Here is a 22,272-nt window from a genome sequence, read left to right as displayed (position 1 = left end):
CTGGACGGGCACGCGGCTAATTTGGAGTGCGGCTCCTCTCCTCTCACACCGCACCTCTCACGCCACGCCTCTCAGCAGCTCTACCCTAATTCCTCTTCCAACCCGTCCCACGACACTTCCGCACCCAGGGCGCGCAGGTTCTCCACGAAATTCGGATGGGCCCGGTTGATGGACTCCGCGCCGTTGATGACGCTGGTGCCCGGAATACTCGCGGCGGTCATGTACAGGGCCACGGCCGCCCGGATGATGTAGGGCGCCTCCACGGTGGCCGGCTGAAGGGGACGGTTACCGAAGACGATGATGCGGTGGGGGTCGTTGATGACCGCGTGGGCACCGAACTTGACCAGTTCCGAGATCCAGAAGAAGGCGCCTTCGTACACCTTGTTCCAGAACATGATCGATCCCTCGGCCCGGATGGCCAGGGGGATCATCAGGGGCAGGAGGTCGGCGGGCAGGTAGGGCCAGGGCGCGGCCTCGATCTTGGCCAGGATATTGGACGTGAAGGGGTTCTCGATCCGGTGTGGCTGGCCGTTCCGCACCAGCGCGGTATCGCCCTCGTATTCGACGGTTACGCCCAGTTTCCTGAAGCAGCGGTTGATCAGGTCGAAATGATGGGGTATGGCCTGCTCGACCCGCACTTCGCCGCCCGTCATGGCGCCCACGGCCAGGAACGTCGTAATCTCGTGATGGTCGGGCGTGATCTCCACCGTGCCGCCGCCGAGACGGTCCACGCCCTGTATGTGCAGGACGTTCGCCCCGATGCCCTCGATCCTTGCCCCGAGGGTGTTGAGGAAATGGCACAGGTCCTGCACGTTGGGCTCGCACGCCGCGTTGACCAGGGTCGATTTGCCCTCGCCCAGGACCGCGGCCATGATGAAGTTCTCGGTCCCGGTCACCGAAACGTAATCCTGCCAGATCCGGTCGCCCCTGAACCGGCCGTTCAGCTCGAATTCTATGGGATCTTCCGATACGATGCGGCCTCCCAGCGCGCGCAGTACGTCCACGTGCGGGTCGATCTCCCGCACGCCGAGGGCGCATCCCTTGACGTTCGCGAAGCGGATGGACCGGGTGCGGTGCAGCAGGCCGGGCAGGAGGAGCAGGGCGGAACGCATGCCTTCCGGCAGGGCCACCTCGCCCGTGTCGTCATGGAATCCTGCGTTGTTGACCTGAAGCGAACCGGCGTCCCGGTCCCAGTCGATCCGGGAGCCCAGGGCCTCGAGGAACGTGACGATTTTCTGCACGTCGGTGATGTCCGGCACGTTCCGGATCGTCACCGTCTCGTCGGTCAGCAGGGTAGCGCAGAGAATGGGCAGCACGGCGTTCTTGTTGCCGGACGGAACGACCGTGCCGGAGAGGGGTTTACCGCCTTCGACGATCAGACTGGCCATGGGGATCCTTACAGATTCGATGTGCTAACGGGGTTTTCGGCAACCATGTTTTCGACAACCATGTTTTCGACAACCATTCTTGCGGTCCATACTAATACTAACCGAGTGCACAGGTAAACCGTTCCTTCACGGGTCGGAATTCCACCAGTCCGATCTCACGGAACTGTCCCGAAATCGGTTGGAAGACCTCACGACCGTACGCCACGGCCTCAATCACTTCGTCCGCCGACAGGTCGATGGCGATCGTGCAGTGCGGCACCCAGTTGCCGGGCAGGTAGTAGCCCATGCCCGCGTTATCATGTTTCGAAAACACCTCGTGAAATTGCGCGTGGACTTCCAGCAACCGGCGAGTTACTACGGGTGCAAGGAACACCACCCCCTCCTGGCCGGCGAAAGTCCCCAGGCTGCTCAATGTGAAGTCGAATGGATCGATGGATCGCGCGAATTCGAGCAGCCGCTCCGGGAAATCATTCGTGTCGAGGTCGTCGCCGTAGACCGCGAGGGAAACGTGAGGCCGGGCACCGAGTTCCGACAGCGAGGGTTGTCCCAGGGCCGTGCCCAGACCGTCCCAGATATCGCGAACGGCCCGTTCGCTCGCATCGTCATAAAACAGTTCAATCGCGTAACCCATCAAATCAAGATATGCATTGGGCAGGGCAAGTCAACCACACCGATAAACAGCGTCTGCTGGTGCCCTGACTCACCTTCTACCGCTCGCTTCCGGCGCACCTGCCCTTCCTTGACAGCCCGAATCCACCCGTCTATCTTGCTCAAGACTCACCCGCCCCCTGTTCGTCACTTGAATCTTTCTGGATGCTGCCACGGTTGCGGAGTTCAGCACCCCGTTCGTCCGGAGTCTCGTTCATGAAAATCACCGCCATCAAAACATTTGCCGGATACTTCAAAAACCGTTCGCGCGGACTGGTCAAGGTGGAGACGGACGAGGGGCTGTACGGCTGGGGGGAAGCCTACTCGATCGGTCCCGACAAGTCCGTGGAACCCATTGCCGACTATATCTTCGAAATGATCAAGGGGGAAGATCCCAGGCGCGTCGAATACATCATGCTGAAGCTGTTCCAGCAGTTTCGCTTTCCACCGGGCGGTACGGGTCTGGCGGTCATGTCCGCCGTCGATCACGCTCTTTGGGATATCAGTGGAAAAGCCGCCGGGCTTCCGGTCTACATGCTTCTTGGCGGCACCGTCAGGGACCGCGTTCGGGTGTATCACAGCGTCGGCGGAAACGCAGGCGAAGCATCTGACCAGGCGCACGAACTGCATGACCGATGGGGATTTACGGCCTTTAAGACGAGTCCCTACCAGGTAGATATCGAGGCCGTACGGTGGGGCCGGGTCTGCAGCGCCGCCGCGCGGTTTTTTGAGGATGTAAGGGACCGCACGCCCGACGAATGGGAATTCGCCTTCGATCCCCACGCCCGGATTTTCGAGCCGGTCAGGGCGCTGCAACTCGCCAACGCCCTGGCGCCCTGCGATCCGTATTTCTACGAAGAGCCCCTGCGTCCCGAACACATTCCCGCGTGGGCACGGTTGCGGTCGCAGATGCAGGTACCGCTTGCTACCGGTGAATCGCTCTACACACGGTTCGAGTTCCTGGACCTCATGGCAGCCCACGGCGCCGATATCATACAGCCGGACATCTGCGTCTGCGGAGGATTGCTGGAGATGCGCAAGATCGCTGCTATCGCCGAAGCGCACTACGTATCCATCGCCCCACACAATCCCATGGGTCCGCTGGCCACGGCCGTCAACGTGCACTTCGCGGCGGCCACACCCAATTTCAAGATACTCGAATACGGCCTTCCCGTGGGTACGGAATGGGAACAGTGTATCGCCGATCCATATCTTCCCGAGGATGGCTACCTGTTGTTGCGCGATCGTCCCGGGCTGGGTATCGAAATCGACGAGGAGGCGCTGAAAGACAATAAGATCGTGCACTGGCAGCGGACATGTACCATTCGTCCTGACGGGTCGACGTCCTACATCTGATGGAACGTGGGTGCGATGTTACACATAGAGGTCATATGAGTTGTACAATTGTACAATACTTAACCACGCAAGGTATACGTGACGGTGATGAAACACTTGAAACATAACAGACATCGCAGGTATTCGACTTAATCCTGTTTTCCAGGAGATTTCAACATGCAAAGCTTGCGTTCATTGACCACGTTGACGCTCTCGGTCCTGTGCCTCGCCGTGATGTCGTCCTGTACCGGCGACGCCGGTCAGACGGGCGACGCCTCCCAGAAGGAATGGCGCGCGTACGCCGGAGACCACGCGAGCACCAAGTACGCGCCCCTGGCCGTGATCGACCGGCATAACGTGACGGACCTCGAGGTCGCGTGGCGCTGGGATTCCATCGACAACGCCATCCTGGAGGCGGATTCGACCCTGCGTGTATTCGTGAACGAGGCGACGCCGCTCAAGGTCGGCGGCGTGCTGTACACGAGTACGGCCCTGAGCCAGGTGGCGGCCATCGACGCGGCCACGGGGGAAACGATATGGTCGTTCGACCCCGGGACGTGGAAGGAGGGTACGCCCGCGAACGTGGGTTTCGTCCATCGTGGCGTGTCCTACTGGGAGGAGGGCGAAGACAAGCGTATCCTCTATGCCACGGGTGACGCCTGGCTCATTGCGCTGGACGCGGGAACGGGCGAACCGGTCCCGGGCTTCGGCGACAACGGCCGCGTGGACCTGACGAAGGGCCTGCGCCGTCCCGTCGACCGGAGCCTCTACGCCGTTTCGAGTCCGCCTGCGATCGTCCGCGGGACAGTCGTGGTGGGGGCGACGGTGCTGGATTCCTTCGCCGTCGACCGGATGCCCGACGCAGCCATGCCGCCGGGTGACGTGCGCGGGTTCGACGTGCGGACAGGTGAACAGAAATGGGTGTTCCAGACCATTCCGCAGGAGGGTGAGTACGGCAACGATACCTGGCTGGACGAGTCCTGGAAGACCGCGGGCAGCACGAACGTGTGGACGTGGATGAGCGCGGACGAGGAACTCGGCTACGTCTATCTACCGGTCAGCACGCCTACCAACGACTTCTACGGCGGCCACCGGCTGGGCGACAATCTCTTCGCCGAGAGTCTGGTCTGCGTCAATGCAGAAACCGGCGAACGGGTCTGGCACTTCCAGACCGTGCATCACGGCATATGGGACTACGATCTGCCCGCCGCGCCGATCCTGGTGGACATCACGGTGGACGGCCGTGAGATCAAGGCGGCGGTCCAGGTCACCAAGCAGGGGTTCACCTTCGTCTTCGACCGGGTAACCGGAGAGCCGGTCTGGCCGATCGAGGAACGGGAGACGCCGCCGTCCACGGTACCCGGAGAAACCGCCTCGCCTACGCAGCCCTTCCCGACGAGACCGGCGGCCTTCGAGCGCCAGGGGCTGACGGAAGACGACCTCATCGATTTCACGCCTGAACTGCGCCAGGCGGCCCTGGACGCGATCGCGGAATACGACCATGGTCCGCTTTTCACGCCGCCGACCACAAGAGGCGTGATCGCGGTGCCCGGACTGGTGGGCGGCGCGAGTTGGTCGGGGGCGGCCGTGAACCCGGAGACGGGCATGCTGTACGTGCCGTCCTACAGCCTGCCGGCCATCATGACCGTAAACGCGTCGGAGGAGGAGGACGCGCCCTATTCGTACACCGGCCGGTTCGCTTACGGACCCACCGTCATGGACGGCCTGCCGGTGATCAAACCGCCCTATGGCCGCATCACCGCCATCGATCTGAACACGGGCGAGCACGTGTGGATGAGTCCAGTGGGCAGCGGACCTCGTAACCACCCGGCCCTGGAAGGCCTGGACCTGGCGCCCCTGGGGTGGGACCGCCGCACCTTCCCGCTGCTGACCCCGTCTTTGCTTTTCGCCGCCCAGATGGGGATCGTGCTGGACCGGCAGGTGTCGGACCGCGGCAACGCCATGACCTACGATTCCGAGAGCAACGAGGCGTTCCTGCGAGCCTTCGATCCGGATAACGGCGATCTGATCGCGGAAATCCCCCTTCCCGGCAATGCGACGGGCAATCCCATGACCTATATGGAGGGTGGCAAGCAGTACGTCGCCGTACCGATAGGCGGGGCGTCGGAAAGGGCGGAACTGGTGGTGCTGGGCCTGCCGTAAGGGCTACAACCGGTTCAGCAGCCGCAGCATGATGGCCTTCTGGGCGTCCAGGCGGTTCTCGGCCTGGTCGTAGATAATCGACTGCTCGTGCTCGATCATGTCCTCGGCGATCTCGTAGCCGGGATGGATGGGCATGTCGTGCATGATCTTCGCACGGCTGCCGGCGAGCAGGGACGCGGTGATCTGGTAGGGCATCATGATCCCGCTACGCTTTTCCTTCTCGGCCGCGTAGTCGGGATCGTTGAAGAGTTCCATGTCGAGCCAGGTATCCGTGTAGACGTAGTCGGCCTCCGCGACCGCCTCCCCAGCATCCAGCGTCTCCGTGAGCAGCCCCCTGTCCAGCAACTTCTTCCGGCTTTCCTCGTCGACACTTGCCGGCTCCCTGATCGGACAGACCAGCGTTAGGTGCACGCCCAGCGGCGCGGCGATGGAAACCAGCGAATTGACCACGTTGTTGTACACGCCGATATAGGTCAGCCGCGCGCCTTCCACGCCCTCCGGACGGTCTTCCGCGATGGTCAGCACGTCCGCCAGGGCCTGGCAGGGGTGGTAGAGGTTGCAGCACCCGTTGATGACCGGCACCGTGGAGGCCTTCTCCATCTCCAGCAGGTCCCGGTTGTCCTTCAGCCGCGCCATGATGATCGCCGCGTTGCGTCCCAGGTACCGCGTCTCGAAGCGGACCTTGCTCAGGGTGAAGTTCGTCGTCATCCAGTCCAGGTTGATGGCGTGACCGCCCATTTCGGTCATGCCCGCCTCGAAGGACACCCGGGTGCGCGTGGAAGTCTTCTGGAAGATCATGACCAGCGTGTTGCCCTGCATCCTGCCCTGGTACTCCCAGCGGTAGTGCTTGACACGCCGGGCCAGGTCCAGGATCTCCACGATCTCGCCGTCGTCCCAGTACTTCCAGTCGATCAGGTGCTTGATAGCTGCGGACATGCTCGCTTCCTTTTATTCAGGCGCCGAAAACGCGTCGGCCGGTAACTCCGGGTTGATCTCGATAGTCTGGGTCACGGACTCGCCGCTGGGATTCCCGTTTTGTTTCATCGACTCCTTGAAGGGCAGTTTGATTCCTTCGACTTCGCGGTAATCGCTCATGGTCGATTCGGCTTCCACGGGGCCCTGTTGGGACATGGACTGGCCGGCCTTCCTGACCGGCAACATGGTCTCCGCGTCCAGGTACAGCCTGAAGGGGTTCAGATCCGGAGGCGTGATCAGAAGCGCCTCCGCCGTCCTTCCTTCGATCTCTTCCTGCCCGATATGTTGCACCGTCAACCCCTCCGCGTCCATCCGGCTGTACAAAAAGACCAGGTTCCGCCAGAGTTCCTCTCGCATCGAATCCCGCTGCTGGTCCGGAAGGGGCTGCGTATTGCCCATGGGATCAACTACCAGGGCCTGGTCGCCGGTCAATATCATATCGATGTTTCCCATCGGCGTCTGCATAGTCGTCTTCATTCTGTCCGGAAACGCGACCAGGCTTTCCACGCCGATGGCCATCTCACCCATGGGCTGGATCACTGTGACTTCCGCGGTTACCCTGACCGCCTGAACCGCTGCCAGGGCATCTAGGCCGCCCATAGCTTCAGCCGAGCGTACCAGCAGTTCCCTGCCCATGGCCACGTCGTCCTCGGTGGCTACCGGGGCTTCCACGGCGGGAAGCGCGATGGTCACGTCGATCTCGTTGACCTCGCCGAACGCCGACATCGCCTCGTCGAAATCCTGGTCGTTCCCGACCACGATGAGGCGCATCTTGTCCGGCTGCAGGTATTCGCGAGCCACGCGCTTGACGTCTTCCACGGTCACCTTTTCGATCCCGGTCTTGGTCTTCTCGAGGAAATCCTGGGGATAACCGTAGTACTCGTAGGTCATCTGCCGGTCGATGATCTCACGGCGACTGTCGAAATTGAAGACGAAGGAATTCAGGAAACTTTCCTTGGCCAGGTTCAGTTCCTCTTCCGTGATTTCATCGGTCGTCATCCGTCCCACTTCGTGCCGGAGAGACCGGATCGCCTGCGCCGTGGTTTCCGAACTGGTCATGCAGGCCACGTAGAAAATCCCGGGGAAATTGTAGTTGGCGCTGTAGATGCCGAAGACGGCGTAGGCCAGGCCCTGCTCCGACCGGACAATGCGAAAGAGCCGGCCGGAAAACCCGCCGCTGAGGATATCGTTCATGACCCGCAGGGCGAAGTAGTCGGGATTGTCCCTGACGCCGCCGATGTGGCCGAGGACGACCGTGCTCTGGTTGATATCGTCCTTCCGGACCAGGTTCACCGAACTGTCGTAGGTATAGTCGACATCGGGCAGATCGGGCCGCACGAACCCGGCCTTCTCCCATCCCCCGAATACATCGGAGATCTTCTTTACCATCTCGTCCGTGTCGAAATCCCCCCACACGCCGAACATGGTGTTGTCCGGATGCATCCAGTCCCGGTGAAAGGCCACGAGGTCGTCCCGGGTAATGGCGTCGATCGTGGCGTATTCGGCGTGGCGCGCGTACACACTCTCCGCGCCGTAGATCAGCTTGCGGTATTCCCGGAAGGCCATGTCGGTCGGGTCGTCGTTCCGACGGGAGATCGTGGATCGCGCGGTGACTTTTTCCAGTTCGATCTTGTCTTCGGGGAAGGCGGGATGCATGAGAATGTCCGCTAGAATGGGCAGCACGGTATCCACGTTGTCCTTGAGAGCGGACATGAAAGCGGACCCGGAAACCAGGCCGATCTGTGTCTCTACGGTCGCACCCAGTCCCTCCAGGGTCTCGTCGATCTCGTCGCCCGACATGCTCGTGGACCCACCCGTGCGCATGACCGCGCCGGTGATCCCGGCCAGGCCGATCCTGTCCGCCGGTTCGTTGACGGAGCCCACGCCGAAGCGGGCGCTCAGGTTGATCATCGGCAGCCGGCGGTCTTCCACCAGGTACAGGATAATCCCGTTATCCAGGACCACCCTGGTGGGCGTCGGGGTGGCGATATCGTTGAGCGGCGGGAATTGCAGCGCTCTGTAGTCCTTCTGTGCCGCGACCGGCATGGCCGAAAAGACCAGCCCTGCCAGCATCAAGCCAAGTGTAATGACTTTCAGACGGGTACTGCGCATGGGTTCGACTCCTGTGTTCGACTCCTGTGTTCAGGGCAGCGGATGTTCGCGTCGATCCGTGATCATTAGGTCCGTGATCACTCGGTTCCGCTATCATCCATGGTAACGATCAAAGCCACCGTCCGGTTCTTGGAAACCAGGTACTGGTTGGCTACGCGCTTGATATCTTCGGCGGTCACCTCATTGATCGCGTCAATACTGTGGAAGAGGTTCCGCCAGTCTCCGGTAAGTACATGAAAATAAGCCAGTTGAGTCGCAAGTCCCATGTTGGACTCGAGTCCCCGGATCAGGTTGACCCGGGCCCGCACTTTCGCCCTGGACAGTTCCTCTTCGGTGACTTCCTCGTTACGGATCCGTTCGATTTCCTCCTCGATGGCTTGCTCCGTGTCCGCCGCGGTGTAGTCCTTACTCGGAAAGGCGAAGAACACGATCATGTTGGGGTACTTGCTGCCAGGGAAGTCCGTGAAGGAGGAGGCGTTCACCGCGATTTTCTGATCCTTGACGAGTTTTGTATACAATCGGCTGGTGCGGCCGCTTCCCAGGATATCGGACAGTACGTTGAACACCACGTCGTCTTCGTGGTTGATGTCGACCTTATGGTAACCCATCAGGATCACCGGCTGGGACCGGTCTTCCATGGTTACGCGACGCTCCGCTATTTGCGGGGGTTCGGTCGTCTCAACCGGTTCGACCGGAGGTCCGGCCGGAAGGCGGTCGAAATACTCGTGGGCCAGTTCCTTGACGTGCGCGGGGTCCGCGTCGCCCGAGATGATGATCGTCAGGTTGCCGGCGCCATAGTATCGCCTGAAGAAATCCATCGCCTCCGCGCGGGTCATGGAATCAATGTCCGACATGTGGCCCACGATCGGCTCACCGTAGGGATGGGCCTTGTACGCAGCGCTCAGCATCTCCTCCACCAGGCGTCCGACCGGACTGCTTTCGCTCATCCGGCGTTCTTCCTTGACCACGTCCCGTTCTATGAAGAACTCCCGGAGCACCGGTTCGAGGAAGCGGTTGGACTCCAGCGCGAAGAATAGCTCAAGCTTGTTCGAGGGAAGACTGTAGTAGTACCGCGTGGCGTCCCGGCTGGTCGAGGCATTCAACCCCGTTCCGCCGGCGCGATCGATGGCCTCGTCCATGGCATTGGACCGGCCGAGTTCCCGGGCCGCCGTCTTGGCGTTTTCGAAGGCCTGCTCCAGGCTGGCCAGGCGCTCGGGGTCGGCCAGGTGGCCCTTGTGCCGTTCGTTCCGGAGATCGTCGAAAATCTCGTCCACCTTCTCCATGGCCGCATACTCGGCTTCCAGGTCCATGGCGCCGATGGTCGTGGTACCCTTGAATGCCATGTGCTCGAAGAGGTGGGCTATGCCGGTGATGCCCTTGACCTCGTCCGAGGAGCCGACGTCCGCGTAGGTAAGGACGCTTAGGACCGGGGCGTCATGGTTCTCCACCACGATGAAGGTGAGTCCGTTGTCGAGCGTAAATTCCGTGACGTTCTGCTCGAAGGCGGCCAGGTCCTGGGACATCGCCGGGCTGGACGGACCGGACAAGGCAAGGACCATGCAGGCCAATGGGATAAAGCGTGTTAATCGGGTCTTCATGTAATCAACCTCCAGGGGGAATTTGTTTGATCGCGCAATACTGATACGTTCAGGATAGATCCCATTTGATCAAGCACTGGTTGAAATCACTTCCGCCTTTTCGAGTTCGCCCAGGTATGCGCCCACGGCGAGCTTCAGCCCCATTTCCAGCGCATCGGCGACCAGCGCGTGGCCGATCGAGACCTCGAGCACGTTCGGTACGGTGCCGCAGAACACCGCCAGGTTGTCCAGGTTGAGATCGTGACCGGCATTGACGCCCAGGCCGAGCTCTTGGGCGCGTTCCGCCGCACTGGCGAAGGCCGAAAGTGCGGGTTGCATCTCTTCGGGACCTGCTGCGAAGGCCACCGCATAGGGTTCGGTGTACAGCTCGATCCGGTCGGCCCCGATATCGGGCACCCGGTCGATCTGGTCGAGGTCCGCGTCCATGAACAGGCTGACCCGGCAGCCCAGGTCCTTCAGTTCCGCGATGACCGGTTTGAGTTTCTCGGCATTGACCTTCACGTCCCATCCGTGGTCCGAGGTGAAGGCGTCCGGATCGTCGGGAACCAGCGTGGCCTGCGTGGGCCGGGTCTTCCGGACGATGTCCATGACCTGGTGGAAGGGATTGCCCTCGATGTTGTATTCGATATCGGGGTAGTCCTTCAGCATTTCGGCCAGGTCGTCCACGTCGCCGGGCGTGATATGGCGCTGGTCGGGCCGCGGGTGCACCGTGATGCCGTAGGCGCCGGCCTCGATCGCGGTCCGGGACGCGCCCGTCACGCTGGGTATGCCGTGCAGGCGCGTATTCCGCAGCAGGGCCACCTTGTTTACGTTGACACTAAGTTTAGCCATAGACTCTGTATTCCCTTAAACGGCTGTTTTTCTTCAATCGTTCCACGTGACGCGCGGTCGGGCAGGCCAAGTGTTCAGTCTTGCCGCGCCGTCGTTCGGCCAGACCGCGTCCGGTCCCTTCGGCTGGTCGGCATCACCCGGGCATCCAGGGCGGCAGGGCTCCGTGGGCGGGCAGCCGGATGAACCGCGCGCTGTTGATGGCCGGGTGACCCATGATCTCGTCGATGGACTCCTGGGGCGGGACGTCGTCCAGGTTCAGCACGCCCACGGCCTTGCCGCCGGGCTCGTTCCCCAGCCTGCCCACAGCCATCTGGGCGATGTTCACCTTGTACCTTCCGAAGGTGTCGCCGATGGCGCCGACGATGCCGGGCACGTCGCTGTGGTGGAAGACCAGGAGGTTGCCGTCCAGGTAGGCCTCCATGCGGTGTTCACCCAGGCGGATCAGCCTCGGCATGTTGTTTCCAAAAACCGTTCCGTCGGCCCGGTATGTCTGATCGGCGCAGTCGATCTCGACGCTGATGGCCGAGGAGAAGAACCCGGCCGCGCTGCGGGTCTGTTCCGTCAGGTGGATGCCCCGTTCCCGGAGCAGCATCTCGCCGTTGACGATATTGACTTCCTCGTCGAGGGCGTCCTCGAGCAGGCCCGCGCAGAAGGCGGAGGTGAGCAGGCGCGTGTTCTCGTCGACCACCTTGCCGCGGTAGGTCAGCCGGCATGCGCGCGGCCCCCCGCTGTGCCACTGGGACAGCAGGATGCCCAGCCGGTAGGCCACGTCGAGATAACCGCCCAGCGTCTGGTACGTATTCGAATCGATGGTTACAGCGTTCACGGCATGGCGGACTTCTCCGGTGACCAGGAAGTTGACCAGGAGGTCCACGGCTTCCACCGCGACGTCGGCCTGCGCCTCCTCCGTGCTCGCCCCGAGATGGGGGGTGCACAGCACGCCGGGCATGTGAAACAGCGGGCTGTCGACACAGGGCTCCTCTTCGTAGACGTCCAGCGCCACGCCGGCCAGCTTCCCGGATTCGAGGCCCCGGACCAGCGCTTCTTCGTCGTAGATGCCACCGCGGGCGCAGTTGACCAGCCGCGCGCCAGGTTTGAGCAGTTCGATCTCATCGTGGCTCACCAGGTGGCGGGTCTCTGGAGTCAGCGGCGTATGCACAGTCAGGTAATCCACCTCGGGCAGCAGGTTGCGTACTTCGTCGACGTACTCCACACCCAGCTTGGCGGCCTGTTCGGGCGAGAGGAAAGGGTCGAATCCGATGACGCGCATGGCGAAGGCCTTCGCCCGCGCGGCGACCTCCCGGCCGATGCGACCCATGCCGATGATGCCCAGGGTCTTGCCGGCCAGCTGGACTCCCGTGAACGCGCCGCGGTCCCACCGCCCTTCCATGAGACTCCGGTTCGCCGGCGCGATGTTGCGCGAAAGGGCCGCGATGAGGGTGAAGGTGTGCTCCGCCGTGCTCAGGGTGTTGCCGGTCGGCGTGTTCATGACCACGATACCCTGCCGGGTCGCGGCGTTCCGGTCTATGTTGTCTGTGCCCACGCCCGCCCGCACGATGCCGCGCAGGCGCGCGTTGCCTTTCAGCACGTCCGCCGTGATCTTTGTGTCGCTCCGGCAGATGGCACCGTCGAATTCCATGAGCGCGCCGCGCAGCGCCTCGCCCTCGAGGCCGGTACGCACGTCGTGGAATACTTCACTTGCCCCGGTGAGCCGTTCGAGCCCTTCCCGGGCCAGTTTGTCGAGGACGATAACGTGATGCATGACGCGCCGGTCACTCCTTTTACGTGATCTGCAAATCCGGGCTGAAATCCGGGCTGAAACCGGGCTGAAACCAGGCTGAGCACAGACTGAAATCCTGCCAAAGAAACGGCCGAAGAAACGGCCGAATCGTCGGTCTGATCGAAGCCTTCCTGCCCATCCCCCGGATCGTGCTCAGACCCGCCGGAAAAAAACGTAAAATACCTTGCGCCGATGGTTCTTATCAACCTATTTTTGCAGGGTAGTCTCGTATCTTCATTCCCACTTTGAAGCCCGTCAGACACTCATCAGGCAGGACCCCGCCCGTCCGCAACAGGTGAACTGCGGTACCTGCCTTAAGGACGAACCCCGTGTCCTCGTTCGTACACCTGCACAACCATACCCACTACAGCCTCCTCGACGGCGCCAGCCGCATCGAGGATCTCGCCGAGACCGCCAAAGCCTTCGACATGCCCGCCATCGCCATGACCGACCATGGCAACATGTTCGGCGCCGTGGAGTTCTACAAGACGGTCACGGCCGCGGGCCTGAGGCCGATCATCGGTTGCGAACTGTACCTGGCCCCGGGCAGCCGGAAGGAAAGGCGCCCGGTCCGGAGCGGCGACCGGCTCGACCGGTCCGCACAGACGACGCACTTCGTCGTGCTCGCCAAGAACGCGACCGGCTACCGGAACCTGATGAAGCTCACCTCCGCCGGGTACCTCGAGGGGTTCTACTACAAGCCCCGGGTGGACATGGAGCTTCTGGAGAAGCACAGCGAAGGGCTGATCGCCACGTCCGCCTGCGCCAAGGGGCCGCTGGCCAACCTGGTGGTGGACGGCCAGATCGACCGGGCGCGGACGAAGTGCGCCGAGCTAAAGGAAATTTTCGGACCAAACTTCTACCTGGAGATCCAGGACCACGGACTGGAGTTCGACAAGCCCATCAACAACGCGATGATCGATTTTTCCAGGGAGTTCGATCTCCCCATCGTCGCGACCAACGACGCCCACTATCTGAAGCGGGGCGACGCCCCCGCCCAGGACGTGCTGGTCTGCATTCAGACCGGGAAGGAACTGAACGACCCCAAGCGGCTCAGGTTCGCCACGGATTCGCTCTACTTCAAGAACGCCGATGAGATGAGCCAGTTGTTCGGCCATGTCTCCGGCGCCCTGGCAAACACGGTCTCCATCGCCGAGTCCATCGAATTCGAGATGGAAATGGGCCAGTTCAAGTTTCCCCACTTCCCGCTGCCGGAAGGTTATGACAGCGCGGACGCCTACCTGCACAAGCTGTCTTTCGACGGGATGGAAAAGCGGTACGACACCGTCACCCCAGAGTTGAAGGCGCGCCTCGAATACGAACTGGGCGTCATCAGCCAGATGGGCTATCCGAGCTACTTCCTCATCGTCGAGGATATCGCCCGGTTCGCCGCGGAGCAGGGCATCCCGCTCATGACGCGGGGATCCGGCCTGGGATGCATGGTGGCGTACGTGCTGGGCATTACGAACATCGACCCCATCGAGTACGGGCTGCTTTTCGAACGCTTTCTGAATCCCGAGCGCGTCAGCATGCCCGACATCGACATCGACCTCGCGGACCGCGAACGCGACAAGGTCATCAACTACGTGGTGGAGAAATACGGCAAGAACAGCGTGGCCCAGATCATCACCTTCGGCACCATGGGGGCCAAGGCGGCGATCCGCGACGTGGGCCGCGTCCTTGGCATGTCTTACGGCGACGTGGACCGCGTGGCCAAGCTGGTGCCCGGCGAACTGAAGATCACCCTCGACCGGGCCATCGATCAGGTCCCGGAGTTGAAGCAGATGGCCGACGGCGGCGGCACGGAAGGCCAGCTGATCCAGTACGCCAGGACCCTGGAAGGCCTGGCCCGCCACGCGTCCGTCCACGCGGCGGGCGTGGTGATCACGCCGGGCGAACTGACCGACTACGTGCCGCTGTACAAGCCGAGCAACAAGGATACGATCGTCACCCAGTATCCAGGCGAGCTCATGGAGGACATCGGCCTGCCCAAGATGGACTTCCTGGGCCTGCAGAACCTGTCCGTCATCCAGGACGCCCTCGCGATCATCAAGGACACGACGGGCGACGAGATCGAGCTGGACGACATTCCCCTGGACGACCCGAAGACCCTCGACCTGTTCCGCCGGGGCGAGACCACGGGGATCTTCCAGTTCCACAGCGGCTGGCTCCACGAATTCCTGCGGCGGCTCCGGCCGGACGGCGTCGACGACCTGATCGCCATGAACGCGCTTTGCCGGCCCGGCCCCCTGAACGGCGGGGTCGTGGACGACTACATCGACCGCAAGCACGGGCGCAAGGAGGTCACCTATCACCACGCCGTGATGGAAACGGCCCTGAAGGAGACGTACGGCCTCATCGTCTACCAGGAACAGGCGATGCAGATCGCCCGCGACATGGCGGGTTACACCCTGGGCCGCGCCGATTTCCTCCGGAAGGCCATGGCCAAGAAGCAGCCTGAAGTCATGGCCGAAGAACGGCGGAACTTTGTCGACGGCGCCGTGGAGAACGGCATCGAGAAAAGCATCGCGGAAGAGGTCTTCGGCCTGATCGAGTACTTCGGCGGCTACGCGTTCAACAAGAGCCATTCGGCGGGCTATGCCGTACTCGCGTTCCAGGAGGCCTATCTGAAGGTGCACTACCCGGTGCCCTTCATGGCTGCGCTGTTGTCGAACACCATGTCCAATACCGAGGAAATCGTCGTACTAATCAACGAATGCCGGAAGATGGGCATCGAGGTGTTGCCGCCCGACGTCAACAGAAGCGACAAGACCTTCGTCGTGGAAGGCCGCTCGATCCGGTTCGGGCTATGCGCCATCAAGAACGTGGGGCAGGCCGCGGTGGAATCCATCGTCGAGGCGCGGAAGGAACATGGAACCTTCGAGGATGTATTCGGGCTCTGCGAGCACATCGACCTGCGGCTGGTCAACAAGCGGGTGCTCGAGTCTCTGATCCAGGCCGGCGCCTGCGACAGCCTCGAGGGGCACCGTGCGCAGCTCATGGAAGTGCTCGATTCGGTCATAGAAGGGGCGCAGACCCGCCAGCAAGACCGGGAGAAGGGACAGACCTCCCTTTTCGACCTCGACGACATGGGAGGCGGCGCCGGGTTGGAAGTGCACAAGCCCGTGCTGCCGATGGTCCCCCGGTGGGCGGCCAGCCAGGAACTGGGACTCGAGAAAGAACTGCTCGGATTTTACGTGACGGGGCACCCTTTAAAGGAATACGAGGAAGACATCCGGGCGTTCACGACGGCGGAGATGCGCCGCCTCGAACTCGCCAACGGCCGGTCGGACGGCGTCGTGGTCGGCGGTATCGTGACCGAGATCAAGCCCATCGTGGACCGGAACGGCAAGACCATGGCCTTCGTCACGCTTGAAGACTTTTCCGGATCCGGCGAAGTGCTCGTCTTTTCGGAACCCTACGCCCTGTACCGCGATCTGGTTTCGATCGACGCGCTGATCCTCGTGAACGGTCACCTTTCGAAAAAAGAAGAGGACAACAAGGTTATCGCCTCCGAGATCATCGCGTTGACGGATGCACGGGACCGGCTGGCGCGGTCCGTCGTGCTATCCATGGAGTACGAACAGGTCGGGGATGAAAACCTCGCGTCGCTCAAGGGCGTGCTGGAGACCCATCCGGGCAAATGCGACGTGGTGCTCGAAGTGTCGACGGCCGATCACGGCGAGATCGGCGTCAGGGCGGGGAATCACCTCCAGGTCAGGCCCACGGACGAGCTGCTCAAGACGCTGCGGGAATCGACCGGTGCGAAACGGGTCCGGCTGGCCGGCGCGCCCGCGCACAGCGGTGAAAGCGGATGGAAGCCGGTGGAGATGAACGGCAGGAAACGGAACGGCCGCGGCCGCTGGAACGGGGACGGACGCGGGAACGGAAACGGGAAATAGGGCTACGAGGAGCTGGAAACAGGGCTACGCGTAAGCCGTGAAGCCTCACAACTCGGCGGGAGTTTACGATACGGCGGGAGGATGTATGTCGATCAGAATGATAACGACTCGTTTTGCCATGCTGGTCATTGCAGGCGGTCTCTGGGCCGTCGTGGGTTGCGGCGGCGGCGATTCACCGACTCAGCCCACACCAACCACACCATCTCCGCCGACCCCGCCGCCTCCTCCGCCGCCCGCGCCGACGGTCTCCGTTGTCGAGGTCAGCCCGGCCATGGCGACGCTGGAGGTGGGCAGGACCCAGCGATTTGTCGCGACCGCCAAGGCTTCCGACGGCACCGTGATCAGCGGGGTCGATTTTGCCTGGTCAAGCAGCAATACCGCCGTGGCTACCATCAACAACAACGGGGTCGCCACTGCCGTGGCCGCCGGAACGGCCACCATCCGGGCGACCGGTAACGGCGTTTCGAGCGCGGCAGTGACGCTTACGGTCACCGTGGCAGCCGTGGCCCGTGTCACGGTCTCTCCATCTTCGACCCAGGAGTTGATGGTCGGGGAAACGGTCACCTTCATGGCAACGGCCCGGACCGCGGGAGGCGCGGTCCGCAGTGATGTCGGTATCTCATGGGCGAGCAGCGACACCAGTGTTGTGACCATTACTCCCGCCGGTGTGGCCACGGCGGTCGGCGCCGGTTCGGCCATGGTCCGCGCAACGGCGGATGGTGTTACGAGTTCGCCGGTAACGATCAACGTGGCCGAACCTCCGCCGCCCGAGCCGGTAGTCGCAATCGTCGCGGTGAATCCATCGGAAGCAATGATCGAGGAGGGTCAGACCCAGCAGTTCGCTGCGCAGGCGTTTACGTCGGACGGGATGGAGATACCGGACGTGGAGTTCATGTGGTCGAGTTCGGATGAAATGGTCGCGACGATCGATTCGGACGGTCTGGCGACCGGTGTCGGCGCGGGCGAAGCGATGATCACGGCCACCGCGGACAGCGTTTCCGGCATGGCGATGCTGACTGTGGGCGTACCCCCGACTGATGAGCCGGTGGTAGCGAGCGTGACAGTGAGTCCGGATGAAGCGACGATCGAGGCGGGCGCGACGCAACAGTTCGCGGCGATGGCTTCGAGTTCGGATGGCATGGAAATACCTGCCGCGGAGTTTACGTGGTCGAGTTCGGACGAGATGGTTGCGACAGTCGACGCGGACGGTCTGGCGACCGGTGTCGGCGCGGGTGAGGTTATGATCACGGCCACCGCGGACAGCATATCCGGTATGGCGACGCTTACGGTGACCGAACCGCCGCCGCCCGAGCCGGTGGTAGCGAGCGTCGAGATCGTGGACGCTATGCCGGTAATGCTCGAGATCGGTGATACGCATCAGCTTACGGCCGTCGCCCGAACTTCAGACGGGACCATGATCGATGGTGTGACCCTTGTGTGGTCGAGCGACGACAACGAGGTGGCGACCGTTGATTCGACCGGGCTGGTTACCGCGGTCGGAGCAGGCATGGCAAATATAACAGCCATGATAGAAGAAACAGCGTCCGAACCGGTGACCGTCACGGTTGCCGAACCGCCACCGGTTGTGGATCGCGTATCCGTGTCACCATCAACTGCGTCGATCGAAGAAGGCGAGACTCAACGGTTCACGGCGACAGCATATGAATCGGACAACACCGTGATCCCGGGCAAGTCCTTTGCCTGGACCAGCAATACAACCTCCGTTGCCACGGTTAGTCCTTCGTCCGCTACGGCTACGACTGCAACCGGGGTTAGTGCCGGTTCCACTACGATCACGGCATCAGTGGACGGCAAGTCCGGAACAGCGATGCTGATGGTGACAGCACCGCCACCGCAATTAAAGACACGAACGGCTACAATCTCGGGCACTCCCAGTTATCCGCGCACCGCCGGAACCGTGACCTTCGAAGAAGTAGCTGGCGGGGATCTCAAACTGACCATAACGGGCATGAACACTGGAGGCGGGATTGCCGCTCATTTATTTCTTTACACTTCCGCGTCGATTAACTGGCGTAGCGGTCCTGCTCCTGCTGGTGCCAGGCATTTTGACAATGTCACCGGCAGAAGGAGCTATACAAAAACCTTCACACCCCGCCCGGGCGAGACGATTGACTCATACAGCTATGTCATTCTTCATTGCGCAATTGTGAACATGCCACTCGGCAGCGGATCATTGAGTAACTGAGTCGCAAAGGAGCATCGGAGTGAACAGGTTCATATCAGTCACATTGATTACAACCGCGTTGATCTGCTGTTCGACCTTAGCTCACGCGGGCGGATGGACCCAGCCGAAAGGAAAGGGGTATTTCAAACTCAGCCAGCAGATCGTGCGTGCCGAGTCACTGTTCCTGGCGACCGGATCCAAAACCGAGATCCCAAAGGTGAGCGGCAACACGACGAGCCTTTACGGTGAATTCGGCTTGCTCGACCGGGTGACCGTTGTGGGGTATATGCCTTTCTACTCACGTTTCAGCATTGATGCCGAAGGGTTTGATTCGACATCAGGTGTTGGAGATTGGGACATCGGTGTACGAATCGGTATTCTGACCGACGGACCAACGGTCGTCAGCCTGCAGGCCATGGCCGGACTGCCGCTGGGAGATTCGGGGAATGATATCGTCCTCTGGACCGGAGACGGCGAGTTCAACCAGATCCTCTCGCTTCAGGTGGGCCATTCATTATACCCCGTACCCGGATATCTGAAAGGCGAGATCGGGTACAACAACAGGCAGGGCGACGACGATCCCAATGACGACTATTCCGATGAACTGAGGTATAGCCTTGAAGCCGGCTACACGGTCGCCGAAAGACTGGGTATAACGGTCTGGCTTCGCGGGATCGAAGTCCTGGGCAAAGCGGATGATGAATTCCGTTCGCGCTACGAAATCGAGTATATGTCTTTCGGCCCCCAGGTCGATTTCTACGTTACACCCAACGCAGGACTGACCGCCAGCATGTCGACGTTCACCCGGGCCCATAGCATGCTGGACGCCCCCACGTGGGAATTCGGGGTTTTTCTGAAACTGTAGGAAACAGCCGACGTCGAGATCGTTTTTCTCGCCGCATCGTTAGCATTCAGGCCATGGCTGGCGAGCGAGTCGGATTTTCCGATTGGGTTCGCGGTGTGTAAGCCCTCGGAACGACCGACAGTACGTGTCCTTCGGTCCCTAAGACCTGTCATGCCGCTTCATACCTCGCATAATACGTCTGTCTTCCTTGATGAAATCGATTGTGAAAGCACCGAGCTGCCCGCTGACAAGGACTCTGGGGCCTACCATGCAGTCAGGAGTTTTCCGGTGTATACCCGCGTCACGAACTTGGTGAAGCCCTACGTTATGGCGGGAAGTCGTAAGTCATACAGGATGATAACGACAGGTCTAGCCATGCTTGTTTTCTGGCTTGGTCTACTAGCAGCTGGTTGCGGCGGCGGCGATTCTCCAACACAGCCTACACCTGCCACACCATCGCCACCGCCACCGCCACCGCCCGCGCCGACGGTCTCCGTTGTCGAAGTCAGTCCGAGCATGGCGACGGTGGAGGTGGGCAGGACCCAGCGATTTGTCGCGACCGCCAAAGCTTCCGACGGCACCGTGATCAGCGGGGTCGATTTTGCCTGGTCAAGCAGCAATACGGCCGTGGCTACCATCAACAACAACGGGGTGGCCACAGCCGTGGCCGCCGGAACGGCCACCATCCGGGCGACCGGTAACGGCGTCGCAAGCGCGGCGGTGACGATTACAGTCACCGTGGTCCCCGTGGCCAACGTCACGATCTCTCCATCCTCGGCTCAGGAGTTGATGGTTGGGGAAACGGTCACCTTCATGGCAACGGCCCGGACCGCGGGAGGTGCGGTCCGCGGTGATGTCAGTATCACCTGGGCGAGCAGCGACACCAGCGTAGTGTCCATTACTTCCGCCGGAGTGGCCACGGCCGTCGGTGCCGGTTCGGCCATGGTCCGCGCCACGGCGGACGGTATTACGAGTTCGCCGGTAACGATCAACGTGGCCGAACCCCCTCCGCCTTTGCCGGTGGTAGCCAATGTGACGGTGAGTCCGTCAGAGGCGATGATCGAGACGGACGCGACACAGCAGTTCGCGGCGAAGGCATTGACGTCAGACGGGACGGAAATCCCGGACGCGGAGTTCACGTGGTCGAGTTCGGACGAGATGGTCGCTGCAGTCGACGCAGACGGTTTGGCGACCGGTGTCGGAGCGGGCGAAGCGATGATCACGGCTACTGCGGACAGTGTATCCGGCACGGCGACACTGACGGTGACCGAACCCCGCCACCAGAGCCGGTGGTAGCCATCGTGACGGTGAGTCCGCCTTCAATGATGATCATGGTCGAAGGCATGTTCCGGTTCACGGCCGTTGCCATGACGATTGACAGCATGGTGGTTGAAGACGTCGATTTTACCTGGATGAGTGATGATACGGAAGTCGCCACGGTGGATGAAACAGGGCTGGTAACGGCCGTGGCCGCAGGTACAGCCATGATAACTGCCTCGGCGGATAACGTGACGAGCATGCCTGCGACGGTCATCGTGGAGGAATCGCCGCCGGTGATCGACAGCGTCGAGATCGTGGACGCCATGCCGCTTATGCTCGAAGTGGGCGATACGCACCAGCTCATTGCCGTCGCCCGGACTTCGGACGGAACCATGATCGGTGGGGTGACCTTAGCGTGGTCAAGTGACGACAACGAGGTGGCGACCGTTGATTCGACCGGGCTGGTTAGCGCGGTTGGAGCAGGCATGGCGGATATCACCGCTATGACGGAAGAAACGACTTCCGAACCGGTGACCGTCACAGTTGCCGAACTTCCACCGGTTGTCGATCGAGTCACCGTGGAACCATCAACTGCGTCGATTGAAGAAGGTGAGACGCGGCGATTTACCGCCAAAGCCTATACATCGGACAATGAGGTCATATCAGGCAAGACCTTTACGTGGACGAGCAGCCGGCCTTCAGTGGCAACCATAAGTTCATCCGGTTTGGCGCGGGGGCGGAACGCGGGTTCCACGACGATACGAGCATCGGTGGACGGCAAATCAGATACTGCCATGCTGACCGTGACCGAACCTCCGCCGGTAGTGGCCCGGGTCACGGTGTCTCCATCGACTGCATCGATCGAGGAGGGTGAGACGCGGCGTTTCACCGCACGGGCCTATGCATCGGATGATCAGGTCATACCAGGCAAGAGTTTCAGGTGGACGAGCAGCCGTACTTCGGTGGCAACCATAAGTTCATCCGGTTTGGCCAGGGGAGTGAATGCCGGTTCCACGACGATACGAGCATCGGTGGACGGTAAATCAGATACTGCCATGTTGACCGTGACCGAACCTCCGCCGGTAGTGGCCCGGGTCACGGTATCTCCATCGACCGCATCGATCGAGGAGGGTGAGACACGGCGTTTCACCGCACGAGCCTTTGACTCGGATAACGTGCGGATTACTGGCAAGACCTTCAGGTGGACGAGCAGCCGTACTTCGGTGGCAACCATAAGTTCATCCGGTTTGG

The 22,272-nt window shown here is 61.6% G+C and carries 14 protein-coding genes; 7 read left to right on the top strand and 7 right to left on the bottom strand.

Annotation, left to right across the window (positions count from 1 at the left end):
• Window positions 1-80 precede the first annotated feature (80 nt).
• Window positions 81-1,388, bottom strand: a complete 1,308-nt coding sequence (locus tag F4Z81_13805) for a UDP-N-acetylglucosamine 1-carboxyvinyltransferase (protein MXW06121.1) — start codon at window positions 1,386-1,388, stop codon at window positions 81-83.
• A gap of 97 nt (window positions 1,389-1,485) precedes the next feature.
• Entirely contained in the window at window positions 1,486-2,019 is a 534-nt protein-coding gene (locus F4Z81_13800) for a 2'-5' RNA ligase family protein (GenBank protein MXW06120.1), read from the bottom strand.
• A 233-nt stretch (window positions 2,020-2,252) separates the two neighbouring features.
• Between F4Z81_13800 and F4Z81_13795 the strand changes: the two genes are divergently transcribed.
• Together F4Z81_13795 and F4Z81_13790 are read left to right on the top strand one after the other, a co-directional pair.
• A complete protein-coding gene (locus tag F4Z81_13795) occupies window positions 2,253-3,392 on the top strand; it encodes a mandelate racemase/muconate lactonizing enzyme family protein (GenBank protein MXW06119.1) in 1,140 nt (379 codons plus the stop codon).
• Window positions 3,393-3,605: 213 nt separating this feature from the next.
• Window positions 3,606-5,534, top strand: a complete 1,929-nt coding sequence (locus F4Z81_13790) for a pyrroloquinoline quinone-dependent dehydrogenase (GenBank protein MXW06118.1) — start codon at window positions 3,606-3,608, stop codon at window positions 5,532-5,534.
• 3 nt (window positions 5,535-5,537) lie between these two features.
• On the opposite strand, the gene F4Z81_13785 is transcribed toward F4Z81_13790, so the two are convergent.
• The 5 genes from F4Z81_13785 to F4Z81_13765 all read right to left on the bottom strand — a co-directional run bounded on the left by F4Z81_13785 (window position 5,538) and on the right by F4Z81_13765 (window position 12,812).
• On the bottom strand, window positions 5,538-6,470 hold the full coding sequence (locus tag F4Z81_13785; protein ID MXW06117.1) for an ornithine carbamoyltransferase: 933 nt from the start codon (window positions 6,468-6,470) through the stop codon (window positions 5,538-5,540).
• 12 nt (window positions 6,471-6,482) lie between these two features.
• Window positions 6,483-8,621 carry an insulinase family protein gene (locus tag F4Z81_13780; protein ID MXW06116.1) on the bottom strand — a complete coding sequence of 713 codons (2,139 nt, stop codon included), beginning with the start codon at window positions 8,619-8,621 and terminating at the stop codon, window positions 6,483-6,485.
• A gap of 77 nt (window positions 8,622-8,698) precedes the next feature.
• The gene (locus tag F4Z81_13775) at window positions 8,699-10,144 is read right to left on the bottom strand and encodes an insulinase family protein (protein MXW06115.1); all 1,446 of its coding nucleotides are present in this window, start codon (window positions 10,142-10,144) and stop codon (window positions 8,699-8,701) included.
• A gap of 144 nt (window positions 10,145-10,288) precedes the next feature.
• Window positions 10,289-11,050 (bottom strand): pyridoxine 5'-phosphate synthase, encoded by a 762-nt coding sequence (locus F4Z81_13770; protein MXW06114.1) that lies wholly within the window; start codon window positions 11,048-11,050, stop codon window positions 10,289-10,291.
• A 133-nt stretch (window positions 11,051-11,183) separates the two neighbouring features.
• Window positions 11,184-12,812, bottom strand: coding sequence for a phosphoglycerate dehydrogenase (locus F4Z81_13765; protein MXW06113.1), 1,629 nt, complete (start codon window positions 12,810-12,812; stop codon window positions 11,184-11,186).
• Between the two features lie 347 nt (window positions 12,813-13,159).
• Here F4Z81_13765 and F4Z81_13760 point away from each other — a divergent pair, with 347 nt between their 5' ends.
• The 5 genes from F4Z81_13760 to F4Z81_13740 all read left to right on the top strand — a co-directional run.
• Window positions 13,160-16,732 carry a DNA polymerase III subunit alpha gene (locus F4Z81_13760; protein ID MXW06112.1) on the top strand — a complete coding sequence of 1,191 codons (3,573 nt, stop codon included), beginning with the start codon at window positions 13,160-13,162 and terminating at the stop codon, window positions 16,730-16,732.
• 85 nt (window positions 16,733-16,817) lie between these two features.
• Window positions 16,818-18,938 (top strand): hypothetical protein, encoded by a 2,121-nt coding sequence (locus F4Z81_13755; protein ID MXW06111.1) that lies wholly within the window; start codon window positions 16,818-16,820, stop codon window positions 18,936-18,938.
• 19 nt (window positions 18,939-18,957) lie between these two features.
• On the top strand, window positions 18,958-19,782 hold the full coding sequence (locus tag F4Z81_13750) for a hypothetical protein (protein MXW06110.1): 825 nt from the start codon (window positions 18,958-18,960) through the stop codon (window positions 19,780-19,782).
• Window positions 19,783-19,932: 150 nt separating this feature from the next.
• The gene (locus F4Z81_13745) at window positions 19,933-21,057 is read left to right on the top strand and encodes a hypothetical protein (protein ID MXW06109.1); all 1,125 of its coding nucleotides are present in this window, start codon (window positions 19,933-19,935) and stop codon (window positions 21,055-21,057) included.
• A 26-nt stretch (window positions 21,058-21,083) separates the two neighbouring features.
• A partial coding sequence (locus tag F4Z81_13740) for a hypothetical protein (GenBank protein MXW06108.1) occupies window positions 21,084-22,272 on the top strand: 1,189 nt, incomplete at its 3' end.

This window comes from Gemmatimonadota bacterium, assembly GCA_009835325.1.
GTDB lineage: Bacteria > JAAXHH01 > JAAXHH01 > JAAXHH01 > JAAXHH01 > JAAXHH01.
Note: the sequence above shows the minus strand (reverse complement) of the source record. Positions and strands in the feature narration are given on the sequence as shown.

Excerpts from the sequence above, each read along its gene's own strand:
- F4Z81_13800 (MXW06120.1), bottom strand. The coding sequence starts at position 2,019 with ATGGGTTACGCGATTGAACTGTTTTATGACGATGCGAGCGAACGGGCC.
- F4Z81_13770 (MXW06114.1), bottom strand. The coding sequence starts at position 11,050 with ATGGCTAAACTTAGTGTCAACGTAAACAAGGTGGCCCTGCTGCGGAAT.
- F4Z81_13780 (MXW06116.1), bottom strand. The coding sequence starts at position 8,621 with ATGCGCAGTACCCGTCTGAAAGTCATTACACTTGGCTTGATGCTGGCA.
- F4Z81_13755 (MXW06111.1), top strand. The coding sequence starts at position 16,818 with ATGTCGATCAGAATGATAACGACTCGTTTTGCCATGCTGGTCATTGCA.
- F4Z81_13775 (MXW06115.1), bottom strand. The coding sequence starts at position 10,144 with ATGTCCCAGGACCTGGCCGCCTTCGAGCAGAACGTCACGGAATTTACG.
- F4Z81_13785 (MXW06117.1), bottom strand. The coding sequence starts at position 6,470 with ATGTCCGCAGCTATCAAGCACCTGATCGACTGGAAGTACTGGGACGAC.
- F4Z81_13795 (MXW06119.1), top strand. The coding sequence starts at position 2,253 with ATGAAAATCACCGCCATCAAAACATTTGCCGGATACTTCAAAAACCGT.
- F4Z81_13765 (MXW06113.1), bottom strand. The coding sequence starts at position 12,812 with ATGCATCACGTTATCGTCCTCGACAAACTGGCCCGGGAAGGGCTCGAA.
- F4Z81_13805 (MXW06121.1), bottom strand. The coding sequence starts at position 1,388 with ATGGCCAGTCTGATCGTCGAAGGCGGTAAACCCCTCTCCGGCACGGTC.
- F4Z81_13745 (MXW06109.1), top strand. The coding sequence starts at position 19,933 with ATGCCGCTTCATACCTCGCATAATACGTCTGTCTTCCTTGATGAAATC.
- F4Z81_13790 (MXW06118.1), top strand. The coding sequence starts at position 3,606 with ATGTCGTCCTGTACCGGCGACGCCGGTCAGACGGGCGACGCCTCCCAG.